This window comes from Nonomuraea mesophila, assembly GCF_004352805.1.
Classification (GTDB): domain Bacteria; phylum Actinomycetota; class Actinomycetes; order Streptosporangiales; family Streptosporangiaceae; genus Nonomuraea; species Nonomuraea longispora.
In genome coordinates this window covers 1-13256 of sequence record NZ_SMLD01000224.1, presented here as the reverse complement: position 1 = coordinate 13256, position 13256 = coordinate 1, and the positions used below count along the sequence as shown (strand labels likewise).

Below are 13256 nucleotides of genomic sequence, written 5' to 3'. Positions count from 1 at the left end.
GTGGGGCGCTGGGGCCGGGACGGAGGCCAGGCGGGCAAGGGCCAGGGCATCCAGTACGGTCACCGCGCCCGCGGAGATCTCGATCAGGCCACGGCGCTCCAACCCGCGCAGTGCCCGGTTGACGCTCACCCGGGTCGCGCCGATCTCCGCACCGAGACCCGCCTGGCCCCCGTGGAGCGGCACCGGGCCGCCGGCGCACCGGCGTACCAGCCAGGCCGCCACGCGCGTCGGCACGTCGCGCACCGCCGCGTCGGTGAGCCGTTCGTCGAGATCCCGCACCGTCTCGGCCAGCGTCCGCAGCAGCCGCGCCGCGACCTCCGGTTCGCCGGCGATCAGGTCGAGCACGGCGGCGCGCGGAACGTACGCGACCTCCACCGCCGACAGGGCCGTGCGCGTCGCCCGGTGCGTGCCGTCCACGAGCAGGGCGGTCTTGTCGAACGCGACCGGCGCCGCCTCCACGGCGAGGATCACCTCGCGGCCCTCCGCGCTCACCCGCCCCGCCTTGACCCGCCCGTCGAGCAGCACGATCAGGTGGTCGGCGGGGTCGCCCTCGGTGCACAGCACCTGCCCCGCCGGATAACGCCTGGGCCGCGCCGGCAGCCCGCGCAACCGCTCCTCTCCCAGCCGGGCGAACATCGGCAGGTCGGTCAGCGCGTACGTCATGTATCCCGATATACACCCTCGCCGTGCCCCGTGATGCTGAGCGGGCGGAGGGCTCGGGCCTAGCGTGCGGGGCATGGCGAGATACGTAGTTCACCTGGCTTTCGACGGCGACCCGCGACGGCTCGCGGCCCGGCCCGCGCACCGGGACCACCTGCGCGGGCTCAAGGAGGAAGGGCGGCTGGTGGCCGCCGGACCATGGGCGGACGACACCGGGGCGGTGCACGTCTACGAGGTGTCCGGAGAGGAGGAACTGCGGGAGATCCTCCGGCGGGACCCGTACACGGCGGCCGGCGGCTCCGAGGTCGTCCTGCTCAAGGAGTGGACGCCGATCATGTGACCGTCCCGGTGGCCGCCCGGTCTAGGCCCGCTTCCAGAACGGCCCCCGACGCGGCTCGTTCTCACCCGAGGCGCCCGGCGAGGCGCCCGGGGCGGCGGGGTCGCGGGTGAGCGCGGTGAGGACGGCGACCGCGCGGTCGTGCAGGGCCTGCGCGTCCGCGCCGGGCCGCTCGGCCGCCTCCAGCTCGCGGGCCAGCGCCGCCAGTTCCTCGTTGCCTCCCAGGTACGCGGCCAGCGCGGCGAGCCGTGAGCCCAGATCGGCCAGGTAGAGCAGGTCGGGCCCCGGCAGCGCCGTCAGCCTGCCGAGTTCGGCCACCAGCTGCGGGCGTACCGGGCCCAGCGGGTCGGCGCGCCGCGGACCGGACCCCGGCGCGCGGGACCCGCCGCGAGCGGAGCCCGGACGCGGAGGGGCTCCCGGCATCGAGGGCAGCCCGGCCGGACCGGCGTCGCCGCCCGAGAACAGCCCCTGCTCACTGCCGGGGGCGAAGGTCTGAGGACGCCGCATGCGTACGGCGGCCGCGGGCGCGGCGGCCATCATCGTGTGCCCGAACCCGGCCATCGGCGCGGCGCCATGCGGCAGCTCCCATCCGCTCGGCGGCTCGACCGGCTGGATGACGCGGTGTTCGGGGCCGCCCTCGGCGACCTGCCTGGTGTCGACGGCGACGTAGGCGGTGAAGCGGCAGAGCACGCCGGTGTCGAGGGACGTGCGCACGATCGTGGACTCCAGGTCGTGCTCGCCCATGGCGTACCGGTCCTCGAGCTCCCGCAGGTGCGTACGGGCCCAGACGGCGCGGATGGCCGGATTGTCCACCTCCACGCCCTGGACCTGCTCTTCCCACGGACCGTCGGCCGCCATGCCGCGCACGGTCAGGGAGGAGCCCTCGCGGTAACGCCCGAACACCCGCAGCGGTACGCCGGGGAAGATCGAGCCGAGACGCGTGACCGTGCCGGGCTCCACGTCGAGGCCCTTGATCGACAGGTCGGTGACCAGGGGAGCGCCGATCCTGCGGTGGATCTGCTCCATGGCGGCGTCGAGCCGGTCCTCCGACTCGACCAGCTCGCACCTGCCCGCGCCCAGCCCCGCCAGCCGGCCGAGGAACCCGGCGTTGACGGCCCTGTCGATGCCGACGGTGTGCACGCGCATGGCCGACAGCGCGCCGCCGGCCCGCTCCAGGATCTGGTCCTCGTTGCCCACCTGGCCGTCGGTGACCAGCACCACGACGCGTTCGCGTCCGGACGTGCCGTCGAGGAGGGCGACGGCCTGCTGCAGCGGCTCCAGCATCTCGGTGCCGCCGCGGGCGTCGACCCGGGCCAGATGTTCGACGGCGCGGTAGCGGTTGCGGTCATCGGCCTCCACCAGGCCCTCGAACGCCTGCTCCACCACGGAGTCGAAGGTCAGCACCGCGAACCTGTCCTGAGAGGTCAGCGTGTCGACGATGCGCGCGGCGGCCCGGCGCGCGCAGACCATCTTCCAGCCGCCCATGCTGCCTGAGCGGTCGAGCAGCAGCACCACGTCGCGGGGCGCGCGCGTGGACTGCAGCGGCGGCGGTACGACGGTCAGCGCGAAGGTCCTCCCGCCGTCGGTCCCTCCGTCGGTTCCGCCGTCGAGCTGCAACGACGTGGAGGCGTCGAACGACATGCGCAGGATGAAGTCGCGGTCGAGCCGCTCGCCGGGGCGCAGGCGTACCGTCTGTCCCTCCTCCTCCACCACGTGCAGGCTGGAGGCGAGATCGCGCAGTCGCAGGCCCGCGGCGTCGACGCGGGCGCTGAGCGAGAGCCGCACCGGGTCGGGGAAGCCGGGCAGCAGCACGGGAGGCGTGATCCGCGAGGCGTCCGGGACCGCGTCGGTGTCGGGTGCGGCGCCGTCGCCGGCCGGCCGCCCGTCGATGGGGGTGCCCGGGATGTAGCGCGGCGCCACGACCAGCGGGAACCTGAAGGTGGCCGCACCGTCCTCGTACGGCAGGGGCTGGCTCATGGTCAGCCTGACGGAGACGCGCTCGCCGGGCAGGATGTTGCCCACCCGGATCGTGAAGACGTCCGGCCGGTCCTCCTCGGCGATCGCCGCTCGCCTGCCCTCGCGCAGCGCCTGGTCATAGTCGGCTCTGGCCTGGCCGCGCTCCTTCAGCACGCCCTCGACCACCCGGTCGTCGGCCTCCATCCGGAACCCCGTCACGGCCGCCCGGTCGGGCAGCGGGAAGACGTACGTCGCCTCCAAGGTGACGTCGAACGGGTTTCTGAACCCCTGGGTGACCTCGACCCCGGCGATGAGCCCCGAGATGTCGGCGGCCACGTCCACGCTCTCGAGCGGCAGGTTGCCGCGTTCCGTCCGCAGGGCGCCGAACCCGGCGTCCGGCACCGGCAGGCACCGCGCGGGCTCCAGCGAAGTGATCCTCATATCAGTTGCCTCTCTTCGAGCACCGCGAGCAGCGGCCCGGCCGCCGCCAGCACCGCCTGAACGTCCTCTTCCGACGGCGCCCGGCCGGTGTCCAGCACCAGCCGCACCCCCTCCGCCAGCACGACTCCTGTCACCACTCCCGCCACCTCGGCACCCGCCCGCCGCCCGGCCGCCGCGGCTGCGCGCCGCGTGCCGTCGTCCCTCGGCGTCGCGGTCGTTCCGGCCGGGAGCCGGCCCGCCTCGCCTGCGCCGGGCGCTGGGGTGGCGGGGCCGTCGGCGTGGTTCCGGTGCCCCGCGCTCCGTGGGACCCCACTACCCGGGTGCTCGGCCCAGAACCGCGTGCGTGCCCGGTCGTCCGGCGCCTCGTCGCCGTCCCGCGGCCCTTGCCCGCGCCCGCCGTCGGCACGCGCTCCCGGGGCGGGAGGCGCATTCGGCGGCGGGGCGCCGGCGGCCGGTCGGGCAGGCGCGTCAGGAGGCGCGTCAGGAGGCGCGTCAGGAGGCGTGGTGAGGCCGGCGGCCGTCTCCAGCATGCGGTCCGTCGCCCCCGCGAGGGCGGCCTGGATCTCGGCGATCGACAGGCCCGCCGCCTGCAGCCGCTTGACGGCCACGAGTTGCAGCAGGTGGCGCTGTCCGTACCGGGCGATTCTGCCGCGCCTGGTGAGGGGCGGGTCCACGAGGCCGATGGTCGTGTACCACCTGATCAGCCGTTCCCCGGGCACGTCGCGGACCCGGCCGTTGGCGGTGGGCGCGGCGCTGTCGCGCAGCGCTCGCGCGGCACGCTCGGCCAGCTCGCCGATGGTCCAGGTGTCGCTCATACCCTCACAATGACACTGTCACTATTACACTGTCAATGATGGCGTACGGAAGAACGCAGGACCAGGGGTCGTTAATAAAAGGGACAGTCCGACCGAATAGGGAGGAATGACGACATGGCCACGATCACCGGTCCACTCTCGGGTGATGCCAGAAACACGGTCGCCGAAGCCTTGCAGGGCGCCCTGGTCGATCTGATCGACCTCTCGCTGGTCGCCAAACAGGCCCACTGGAACCTCGTCGGCGCGCACTTCCGCCCGATCCACCGGCAGCTCGACAAGGTCACCGAACTGGCCAGGAAGCACATGGACATCCTCGCCGAGCGCAGCGTCGCCCTCGGGATCAACCCGGACGGCCGCTCGGCCACGGTCGCCAGGAACACCAAGCTCCCGCAGCCTGACGGCGGCTGGCTGGAGGACGGCAAGGTCGTGGCGACCGTCACGGAGACGCTCGACGGCATCAGCAAGCGGATGTACGAGCGCATCCGGCTCACCGACGAGCCCGACCCCGTCACCCAGGACCTGCTCATCGCTGTGGCGCGGGAGGTCGACAAGCAGCACTGGATGTTCCAGGCCCAGCGCTGACACACCCCGAGGAGTCCGGGATCCCGCAGGCGGAGCGCCCGGGCTCTTCGTCTGTCGTGAACCCTGCGGCCGGCTCGTGGAGCGGCGGGGTTTGCGCAGAGTTTGAAGTGACGAGTCCCTGCCATTCATGTCCGTGCGGTCGACTAGCGTGGCACCTAGAGGGAGGCCCCACGATGTCCCACAAGACTCTCCTCCGCACGGGCCCGCTCTTGCAGGGTGGCGTGAGCCCGTACGGCCCGCTCCGGCTGCCGGGCGAGCACGGCCTCGTTCTGCCCTCGGGGTTCCACGGCAGGCAGGTGGCCCGTTCCGGCCACAAGGTGGCCGAACTGACCTGGCACTCGGCGCCCGACGGAGGCGCCTGCTTCCCCGACGGCGGCGGCTGGATCTACGTGTCCAACTCCGAGCTGCCGCTGCTCGGAGGCGCGTCGGCGCTGCGCTTCCGCGCCGACGGCAGCGTCGCCGACGCCTACCGCATCCTGTCGGGCACCGACCTCAACTGCGCTGGCGGCGCCACCCCCTGGCACACCTGGTTGTCGTGCGAGCTGGGCCACCGCGGGCGCGTCTTCGAGTGCGACCCCTACGGCGCGCGCGCCGCCCGCCCCCGCCTGGCCATGGGCCGTTTCAAACACGAGGCCGCCGCCTGCGACCCGGAGCGGCGCGTGGTCTACATGACCGAGGACGAGCCCGACGGCTGCTTCTACCGGTTCAGGCCAGGTGACTGGGGCGACCTGACGGAGGGCACGCTGGAGGTGCTGTGCGCCTCGGGCCGCTGGCGTGCCGTTCCCTCGCCGGCGGCGCTCCGCCAGGAGGCCCGCCACCAGGTCGAGGACGCCCGCCACTTCGACGGCGGCGACGGCTGCCACTACGCGGGCGGGGTGTGCTACTTCACCACCAAGGGCGACGCGGGCCTGTGGGCCTACGACGCGCAGACCTCGACGCTCGACCGGCTGTGCTCAGGCGTGCGCGCCATCACGGCGGCGCCCTCGGGCGACCTCTACGTGGCCAGGGAAACCACGCAGATCGACGTCATCGCCCCCGACCGGGAGGTCACGCCGTTCCTGCGGCTGGAGGGGCACGACGGCGCCGAGCTGACCGGGCTGGCGTTCTCACCCGACGGCGACCGGCTCTACTTCTCGGCGCGGCGGGGCCGCACCGAAGGCCACACGTTCGAGGTGGCGGGCCCCTTCCGCGCCTGACCCTTCCGCGCCTGACCCTTCCGCGCGCCGGCGCGGCGGCCCCGCCGGTCAGCTCAGATAGCGCACGAGCATGAACTTCAGCTCGTCCACCAGTTCGGCGCCGCGCTCGGGAGACGCCGATGTGATCATCGGCATTACTGCCTTCACCGTGGCCAGCGCCATGGTGCCCGTGAGCAGAGCACGTTCTTCGGACAGGCCGGGGGAGCGGCGGCGGAGCATGGCGGCGACGTGCCCGGCGATGTCGTCGTGCAACCGGCCGGCCGCCTCGGCCAGGCGATCACCGGTCGCCGTCCCGTACAACAACGACCAGTAGGCCGGCGAACGGCTCTTGAACCGTACGCTCTCGTCCACCAGCTCCCCGACCAGCACGTCCAGGGAGACGTCGGGCGTGACGGCGGCCAGCCGGGCGGCCCAGAACTCCTGCCGGTCGTCGGTGTAGCGGGTCACCAGCCCGTCCAGGATCTCCTCCTTGTTGCGGAAGAACTGGTACAGCGACCCGGGCGACATCCCCGCCCGCGCCGCGACCTCGTTCGTGGTCATCTCGGGATAGCCCACCTCGGCGATGACCTGTTCAGCGGCGTCAAGGATCTCCGCCATGCGCTTCAGGCCGCGCGCCTGACGGCGGACCGTGCGTTCGGTCATGCGTCTCCTCGTTGACAATGCGAGCTTTCACTTGTATTTCTGGTCCTGCAACCAAATACGAGTAGTTTACCGAGTTTCTGGGAGTCGTCATGAGAACCGAGTCCGTGTCCCGCCCTCCGGGGGCGCCCGCCGAGGTGCCGGCATGGCGGTGAACACCCGGCCCCGGTCGGCTCGTACGAGCGTCGCCGACCCCGCGCTGCGCAGGCTCGGATTCCTCCTCGTCCGGCGTCGCCGGCTCGTGCTCGCGCTCGCCCTGGTCGGGTTCGTCGTCGCCGCGGTGCTCGCCGCCGGCGTGGTGCCGAGGCTGTCGCTGTCGAGGTTCGAGGCGCCGGGGTCGGAGTCCGACCGTGCCCAGGCCGAGCTGGTCGAACGGTTCGGTACGGGCAGCCCCGACATGATCTTCTTGGTGACCGCCAAAAGCGGCACCGTGGACGACCCCGCCGTCGCCGCGGCGGGCAGGGAGCTGACGGCCCGGATCGGGCGCGAGGAGGGTGTCGCGGAGGCGGCCTCCTACTGGACCCGGGACCGGCCCGCCACCCTGCGCAGCGGCGACGGCAGGCACGCGCTGGTCCTGGTGCGCATCCCGGGTGACGCCGACCACGTACGGGCCGGGGTCCTGCCCGGGCTCGTGCCGAAAGTCACCGTCGGCGACGATCTGCTCCAGGTGCGGGCCGGAGGAGGGGAGGAGGTGTTCAGGGAGGCGGTGCCGCTGGCCAGACAGGACTTCGTCCGCGCCGAACTGGTGATCTTCCCGCTGGCGTTCGTGTTGCTCTGGTTCTACCAGCGGCGGGTGGTGGCGGCTGTGGTGCCGATCCTCGCCGGGGTGTTCGCCATGGTGGTGGGGCTGGCCCTCCTCGGCGGCGCCCTGCTGTTCGCCGAGATCTCGACGTTCGCCCTCAACCTGACCCTGGCCATGGGGCTCGGCCTCGGCATCGACTACTGCCTGTTCGTGATCCAGCGCTTCCGTGAGGAGACACGGCGCGGCGCCGAGCGGGCGAGCGCGGTCGCCGGCGCCGTCGAGCACGCCGGCAGGACGGTGCTGTTCAGCGGCGTCACCGTGGCCACGTCCCTGGTGGTGCTGCTCGCGCTGCCGTTCGACTTCCTGCGTTCCTTCGCGTACGCGGGTGTCGCCGTCGTGATCGGCGGGTTGGTCGCGGCGGTGCTGGTGCTGCCCGCCGTGCTCGCCACGGCCGGCGGCGCGATGGTCCGCAAGCGGGAAGAGGCGGAGCGCGTGGCGGGGTTCTGGCACGCGCTGGCCCTGCGGGTGATGCGCCGGCCGCTGCTGTCCGGCGGGGCCGCCATGGTGATGCTGCTGGTGCTGGCATCGCCGTTCCTCGGGCTGCGCTTCGGCGTGGCCGACGACCGCATCCTGCCTCCCGAGGCGTCCTCGCGGCAGACCCAGGACGTCATCCGCCGGTCCTTCCCGGCGGAGGAGACGGACGCCATCCAGGTGATCTCGAAAAGTACGGCGGTGGGCGATATTTCGAGGTATGCCGCGAGCTTGTCCCGGCTTCCCGGCGTCGCCCAGGTCGACTCGGCGGCGGGTTCCTTCGCCGCGGGCGGCAGGGTGGGCGACGGCGACCCCGCCAGGTTCGCGGGCAGAGGGGCGTGGGTGTCCGTGGTCCCGTCGGCGGAGGCGCTGGCCGACGACCCCGTCCGCGTCGTCGAGGCCGTCCGCTCCGTCGAGCCGCCGTTCGAGGCGCTGGTCGGCGGCTATCCGGCCGAGCTGGCCGACTACCGGTCCTCCGTGGTGGACCGCCTGCCGCTCGTCCTCGCCCTCATGCTGGGCATGACCTTCCTCGTGTTGTTCCTCATGACGAGGAGCGTGGTCATCCCCATCAAGGCGACCCTGATGAACGTGCTCAGCCTCGGCGTCATGTTCGGGGCCCTGGTCTGGATCTTCCAGGACGGCAACCTGTCGAGCCTGCTCGGCTTCACTCCCACGGGCACGCTCGACGCCAGTATCCCCATCCTCATGCTCTGCGTCGCCTACGGCCTGTCCATGGACTACGAGGTGTTCCTGCTGTCGCGCATCAAGGAGGAGTACGACAGGACGGGCGACACCGAGCGCGCCGTGGCGACGGGCCTGCAGCGCAGCGCCCCGCTGATCACGGCGGCCGGCGGGATCCTGGCGCTGACGTTCGCCGCCTACGCCACCGCGCAGGTGTCGTTCGTGCAGATGCTGGGCGTCGGCATGGCGATCGCCGTGCTGGTGGACGCGACGGTGATCAGGGCGGTCCTGGTGCCGAGCCTGATGCGCCTGGCGGGGCCGCTCAACTGGTGGCCCGCAGGTCGAGCGTCCACATCTGGTCGGTGACCTCGACGCCGTTCTCTCTGCCCTTCTCCTGCGACTCCAGCTCGAACCCGGCTGCCTGGTAGATGCGCCGCGCGCTCGCCAGGCAGTCGCGCGTCCACAACGTGATGCGCTCGCAGCCCTCGGCCCGCGCGTGCCGCAGGCACTCCTCCGCGAGCCGCCGCCCGATGCCCATGCCGCGCGCGGACGGCTCGACCAGCAACATCCGCAGCTTGGCCGTGGTGGCGTCCTGCCTGACGAAGAACACGCATCCCGCCCGTTCCCCGTCCACCTCGGCGATCCAGCCGGTGTCGCGCGAGAAGTCGAGCTCGCCGACGATCCTGGCGACGAGCTGCTCGAAGCCGGAACCCCAGCCGTACTCGGCGTCGTAGAGGGCGCCGTGGCGGGAGACGACCCAGCCCAGGTCGCCGGTGCGCAGGGGCCTGATCACGTACGGCTGCCGCTCGGCGGGCGGGCCGAGCAGACGCCGGATCGTCGCCATGGCGGCCACGAGCCGGTCCTGGCCGGACTCGGGCAGCCCGGACAGCAGCCGCTCGACCTCCCCGGCCGAACGCCTGTCGAGCCCGGCGAAGACCTCCGCGCCGGCGGGCGTGAGGCGTACGAGCTGTTTGCGGGCGTCGGAGGCGGAGCGTTCGCGCGTGATCAGCCCGTCGCCCTCGAAACGCGTGAGCATCCTGCTGAGGTAGCCGGCGTCCAGGCCGAGCAGCCCGCGCAGCTCGCCGGTCTCCATCCGCTCGGCGTGCGCCAGCTCGAACAGCACCCGGACCTCGGTCAGTGAGTACGGCGAGTCGAGCATCCCTGCCTGGAGTGCGCCGATCACCTTCGTATAGAACCTGTTGAAGGCTCTTACCTCAGAAACCCTTGCTTCTGGCAACGAATTCATTGCCATAGTCAACCACAGGAGGAATCCCGCTGTGAAGCACCTGTACATCGGCGGATACGGCCCCGGCATCGTGACGGTCGGCGGCGACCTGACCCGGGTGGCGGCCCCGTCGTTCCTGGCCGCCCATCCCACCCTGCCGGTGTTGTACGCGGTGGGAGAGCTCGAACGCGGCTGGCTCACCGCGTACACGATGGGGGAGGAGGGCCTCAGGCCGCTGGACGAACGGCCGAGCGAGGGTGACAGCCCCTGCCACGTCGCCGTGGACCCCACGGGCACGCTCCTGGCGGCGGCCAACTACGGCGACGGGACGGCCGTGCTCTACCACCTCGACTCCAGAGGCGCGTTCGAGGGCGAGCCGATCGTGCTTCGGCACGAGGGCTCGGGCCCCGACCCCGATCGCCAGGCGGGCCCGCACGCCCATGAGACCGTCTTCCACGACGGCCTCCTGCACGTCTCCGATCTCGGCACCGACGAGATCCGCCGTTACCGCCTCGACGGCACGCCGCTGGAGCCGATCACGATGGAGCCGGGCACCGGCCCGCGCCACTTCGCCTTCGCCGGCTCGCGCCTGTACGTCGCGGGCGAACTCGCCGGCACGGTCACCCTCCTGGAGGGCGAGCGGCGCACGGTCGTGCCCGCCTCCGGGCGGCAGGGCGAGAACGCCCCCTCGCACCTGGAGCTCTCGGGCGGCTACGTCTACGTCGCCAACCGCGGCCCCGACACGGTCACCGTGCTGCGCGACGACCTGTCGGTGGTGGCCGAGGTGGCGTCGGGCGGCGACTGGCCGCGGCACTTCGCCATCGACGGCGACCGCATGTACGTCGCCAACCAGCGCTCCGGCGCCGTGAACGTCTTCACGCTGAAGGACGGCGTCCCCGAGCCGGCCGGGCAGGCGTACGAGGTGGAGAGCCCGGCCTGCGTGCTGGTCACGGGCCGGTGAACCAGGGCGTCCGGCCGCCGCCGCGCCCGTTGTGCGGGCGCGGCCCTGAGCAGCGCACCCGCGCGGGCGCGCCAGGCGCTCCGGTGCGCACGACGGTCACCAGAACTGCGGCAGAATGGCATCCATGTTCAGATTGGGCGGGTGGACCTCGCGTTTGGTCTAGACCACTGCCGCGTGTACGGGCAGAATGCCGTCTGAACAGGTCCGAACATTGCGATTCTGACCATGCGATTCTGGACGTGAACCCCATCGGGAGGAACCCGCCATGCGTATTGGAGTGCTCACCGGGGGCGGCGACTGCCCCGGCCTGAACGCCGTGATCCGGGCAGTGGTCCGCAAGGGGGTGAGCGTGTACGGCCACGAGTTCGTCGGCTTCCGCGACGGCTGGCGAGGCCCGCTCGAAGGCGACACCATGCCGCTGGACATCCAGGCCGTCCGTGGCATCCTGCCGCGCGGAGGGACCATCCTGGGCTCCTCGCGGACCAATCCCATCAAGATCGAGGGCGGCGTCGACCGGATCAAGGACAACCTCGCCTCGACCGGCGTCGACGCGCTGATCGCCATCGGCGGCGAGGACACCCTGGGCGTCGCCAAGCAGCTCTACGACCGTGACGTCAAGGTCGTGGGCGTGCCCAAGACGATCGACAACGACCTGTCGGGCACCGACTACACCTTCGGCTTCGACACCGCCGTCAACATCGCGACGGAGGCCATCGACCGCCTGCACACCACCGCGGAGTCGCACCACAGGGCGCTCATCTGCGAGGTCATGGGCCGGCACGCCGGCTGGATCGCCCTGCACGCGGGCATGGCCGGCGGCGCGAACGTCATCCTCATCCCGGAGAAGCCGTTCGACATCGACCGGGTCTGCGAATACGTCGAGTCGCGCTTTCGCACCCGCTACTCGCCCATCATCGTCGTCGCCGAGGGCGCACACCCCATCGAGGGCCAGATGGAGCTGCAGGCGGGCGAGCTCGACGCGTTCGGCCACGTCCGGCTGGGCGGCATCGGCGAGGTGCTGGCCAAGGAGATCGAGAAGCGCACCGGCAAGGAGGCCCGCACGACGGTGCTCGGCCACATCCAGCGCGGCGGCACCCCGACGGCCTACGACCGGGTGCTGGCCACCAGGTTCGGGCTGCAGGCGATCGACGCGGCCCACGAGGGCGACTACGGCAAGATGGTGGCGCTGCGCGGCACCGACATCGTCCGCGTCGGGCTCGACGAGGCCACGGCCGAGCTGAAGACCGTGCCCGTATCGCGTTACGCCGAGGCCGAGGTGTTCTTCGGCTGACTGTAAGCGGGCTGCAAGCGGGCGGCCGTAGCTTCTTCATCAGCGGGGTTACCGCTACAACCCCCTAAGGGGTACGGCCTGCGCCGCAGTTCGTCGGCGGCCCACCTGTGCGACGCAGGCCGTGCCCATCACATAGATCATCGACGGGGCGTGCCGGAAGGGTCCATCTCCGGCGCGTCCTCGTCGTGTGCGCGCAGCCGGGCCCGGTAAGCGGCCTCGCTGCGCAACTCCCTCTCCGAGGGCGACAGCAGGACGGTGAGCAGCAGGCCCACGGTGAGCAGGCTGGTGCCGACGATCAGCGGCAGCAGGAAGTCGATGGCCTCGGCCCCGGAGACGGCCGCGGGCTCGTGGTGCGGCGTCACCGACATGGAGGCCATCCCGGTGTAGTGCATGCCCGCCACCGCCAGGCCCATGACGAGCGACGCCGCCCCGATCTTGAGGGCGCCGCTGACGCGTACGGTGAACCACAGCGCCACCGTGGCCGCGGCGATCGCGATCAGCACCGCGACCGACACCACCGCCGGGTCATAGGAGACATGCGCCGACATGTTCATCGCGGCCATGCCGAGATAGTGCATGCTCGCCACGCCTGCTCCCGTCAGCAGACCTCCGCCGGCCAGGGAGGCCAGGCGGTCGCCGCCGTACGAGGCGAGGAACAGCTCCGCCCCCACGACCACGACCGCGATCAGCGCGGAGGCCACCGTGAGCGGCACGTCGTAGCGGATGGTCAGGCCGGGGACGGAGAAGCCCAGCATGGCGATGAAGTGCATCGTCCAGATGCCCGTGCCGCCGATGGCGAAGGCCGCCCCCACCAGCCATAATGCGCCGGCCCGCCCGCCGGTCACGCGGGCTCGCGAGGTGAGGAGCAGGCCCAGCATCGAGCCCACGCTGGAGATGACGTAGGCGGCGACGGGCGTCACGAACCCGACAGAGAAATGATCGACCGGCGGCATACCCATCCGTCCCTCGCGTACTGATAAGGGAGTATGGGCGGGTGATCGCCGGGCGCGCAACTACCTTCTGCGCGAGCGCGACGGCAGCCTGCGCGACGAGGGCTGCTGCCGCCGTGGCGCCTCTTCGCCCGGCGCCGGCGGGTTGCCCAGCGGCGGCTGGCCGGGCTGCCCACCCGGCTGCTGGAAGGGCGCCGGTCCGAAGGCCCCCTGGGGCGTCTGGGGGTAGGGCGCCTGACCGGTGGGGGC

12 protein-coding genes and 1 pseudogene are annotated in these 13256 nt (G+C 72.1%); 6 read left to right on the top strand and 7 right to left on the bottom strand.

The features are described 5' to 3' along the window. A partial coding sequence (locus E1295_RS43555; protein ID WP_166427702.1) for a Crp/Fnr family transcriptional regulator occupies positions 1-663 on the bottom strand: 663 nt, incomplete at its 3' end. 73 nt (positions 664-736) lie between these two features. Between E1295_RS43555 and E1295_RS43550 the strand changes: the two genes are divergently transcribed. Further along, positions 737-1000, top strand: coding sequence for a YciI family protein (locus tag E1295_RS43550; protein WP_132640497.1), 264 nt, complete (start codon positions 737-739; stop codon positions 998-1000). 21 nt (positions 1001-1021) lie between these two features. Here the strand turns inward: E1295_RS43550 and E1295_RS43545 are convergent, their stop codons facing one another. Together E1295_RS43545 and E1295_RS50515 are read right to left on the bottom strand one after the other, a co-directional pair. Next, on the bottom strand, positions 1022-3394 hold the full coding sequence (locus E1295_RS43545) for a VIT domain-containing protein (RefSeq protein ID WP_132640495.1): 2373 nt from the start codon (positions 3392-3394) through the stop codon (positions 1022-1024). After that, on the bottom strand, positions 3391-4209 hold the full coding sequence (locus E1295_RS50515; protein WP_220449191.1) for a helix-turn-helix domain-containing protein: 819 nt from the start codon (positions 4207-4209) through the stop codon (positions 3391-3393). Before E1295_RS50515 ends, E1295_RS43545 begins: the two co-directional genes overlap by 4 nt. A gap of 114 nt (positions 4210-4323) precedes the next feature. Between E1295_RS50515 and E1295_RS43535 the strand changes: the two genes are divergently transcribed. Together E1295_RS43535 and E1295_RS43530 are read left to right on the top strand one after the other, a co-directional pair. After that, entirely contained in the window at positions 4324-4791 is a 468-nt protein-coding gene (locus E1295_RS43535; RefSeq protein WP_132640493.1) for a Dps family protein, read from the top strand. Positions 4792-4964: 173 nt separating this feature from the next. Beyond that, positions 4965-5987: an alkaline phosphatase PhoX gene (locus E1295_RS43530; protein WP_132640491.1), complete on the top strand. Its 1023-nt coding sequence runs from the start codon at positions 4965-4967 to the stop codon at positions 5985-5987. A 48-nt stretch (positions 5988-6035) separates the two neighbouring features. Here E1295_RS43530 and E1295_RS43525 read toward each other — a convergent pair whose 3' ends face one another. Then, on the bottom strand, positions 6036-6629 hold the full coding sequence (locus E1295_RS43525; RefSeq protein WP_132640489.1) for a TetR/AcrR family transcriptional regulator: 594 nt from the start codon (positions 6627-6629) through the stop codon (positions 6036-6038). A gap of 142 nt (positions 6630-6771) precedes the next feature. On the opposite strand from E1295_RS43525, the gene E1295_RS43520 reads away from it, so the two are divergent. After that, complete coding sequence (locus E1295_RS43520; protein WP_132640487.1) at positions 6772-8946, top strand: MMPL family transporter; 2175 nt, start codon at positions 6772-6774, stop codon at positions 8944-8946. Here the strand turns inward: E1295_RS43520 and E1295_RS43515 are convergent. After that, a complete protein-coding gene (locus E1295_RS43515) occupies positions 8903-9763 on the bottom strand; it encodes a bifunctional helix-turn-helix transcriptional regulator/GNAT family N-acetyltransferase (RefSeq protein WP_246081102.1) in 861 nt (286 codons plus the stop codon). The two genes, E1295_RS43520 and E1295_RS43515, sit on opposite strands and share 44 nt — an antisense overlap. 94 nt (positions 9764-9857) lie before the next feature. On the opposite strand from E1295_RS43515, the gene E1295_RS43510 reads away from it, so the two are divergent. Beyond that, entirely contained in the window at positions 9858-10766 is a 909-nt protein-coding gene (locus tag E1295_RS43510; RefSeq protein ID WP_166427701.1) for a lactonase family protein, read from the top strand. Positions 10767-11031: 265 nt separating this feature from the next. Then, positions 11032-12057, top strand: a complete 1026-nt coding sequence (locus E1295_RS43505; RefSeq protein ID WP_132640481.1) for a 6-phosphofructokinase — start codon at positions 11032-11034, stop codon at positions 12055-12057. Between the two features lie 137 nt (positions 12058-12194). On the opposite strand, the gene E1295_RS43500 is transcribed toward E1295_RS43505, so the two are convergent. Beyond that, positions 12195-13010 carry an MHYT domain-containing protein gene (locus E1295_RS43500; RefSeq protein WP_132640479.1) on the bottom strand — a complete coding sequence of 272 codons (816 nt, stop codon included), beginning with the start codon at positions 13008-13010 and terminating at the stop codon, positions 12195-12197. Between the two features lie 60 nt (positions 13011-13070). Beyond that, a pseudogene (locus tag E1295_RS50510) lies at positions 13071-13256 on the bottom strand (hypothetical protein); the annotation flags it as partial.

Coding starts and splice junctions, on each gene's coding strand:
- E1295_RS43550 (WP_132640497.1), top strand. CDS start 737: ATGGCGAGATACGTAGTTCACCTGGCTTTCGACGGCGACCCGCGACGG.
- E1295_RS43545 (WP_132640495.1), bottom strand. CDS start 3,394: ATGAGGATCACTTCGCTGGAGCCCGCGCGGTGCCTGCCGGTGCCGGAC.
- E1295_RS50515 (WP_220449191.1), bottom strand. CDS start 4,209: ATGAGCGACACCTGGACCATCGGCGAGCTGGCCGAGCGTGCCGCGCGA.
- E1295_RS43535 (WP_132640493.1), top strand. CDS start 4,324: ATGGCCACGATCACCGGTCCACTCTCGGGTGATGCCAGAAACACGGTC.
- E1295_RS43530 (WP_132640491.1), top strand. CDS start 4,965: ATGTCCCACAAGACTCTCCTCCGCACGGGCCCGCTCTTGCAGGGTGGC.
- E1295_RS43525 (WP_132640489.1), bottom strand. CDS start 6,629: ATGACCGAACGCACGGTCCGCCGTCAGGCGCGCGGCCTGAAGCGCATG.
- E1295_RS43520 (WP_132640487.1), top strand. CDS start 6,772: ATGGCGGTGAACACCCGGCCCCGGTCGGCTCGTACGAGCGTCGCCGAC.
- E1295_RS43505 (WP_132640481.1), top strand. CDS start 11,032: ATGCGTATTGGAGTGCTCACCGGGGGCGGCGACTGCCCCGGCCTGAAC.
- E1295_RS43500 (WP_132640479.1), bottom strand. CDS start 13,010: ATGCCGCCGGTCGATCATTTCTCTGTCGGGTTCGTGACGCCCGTCGCC.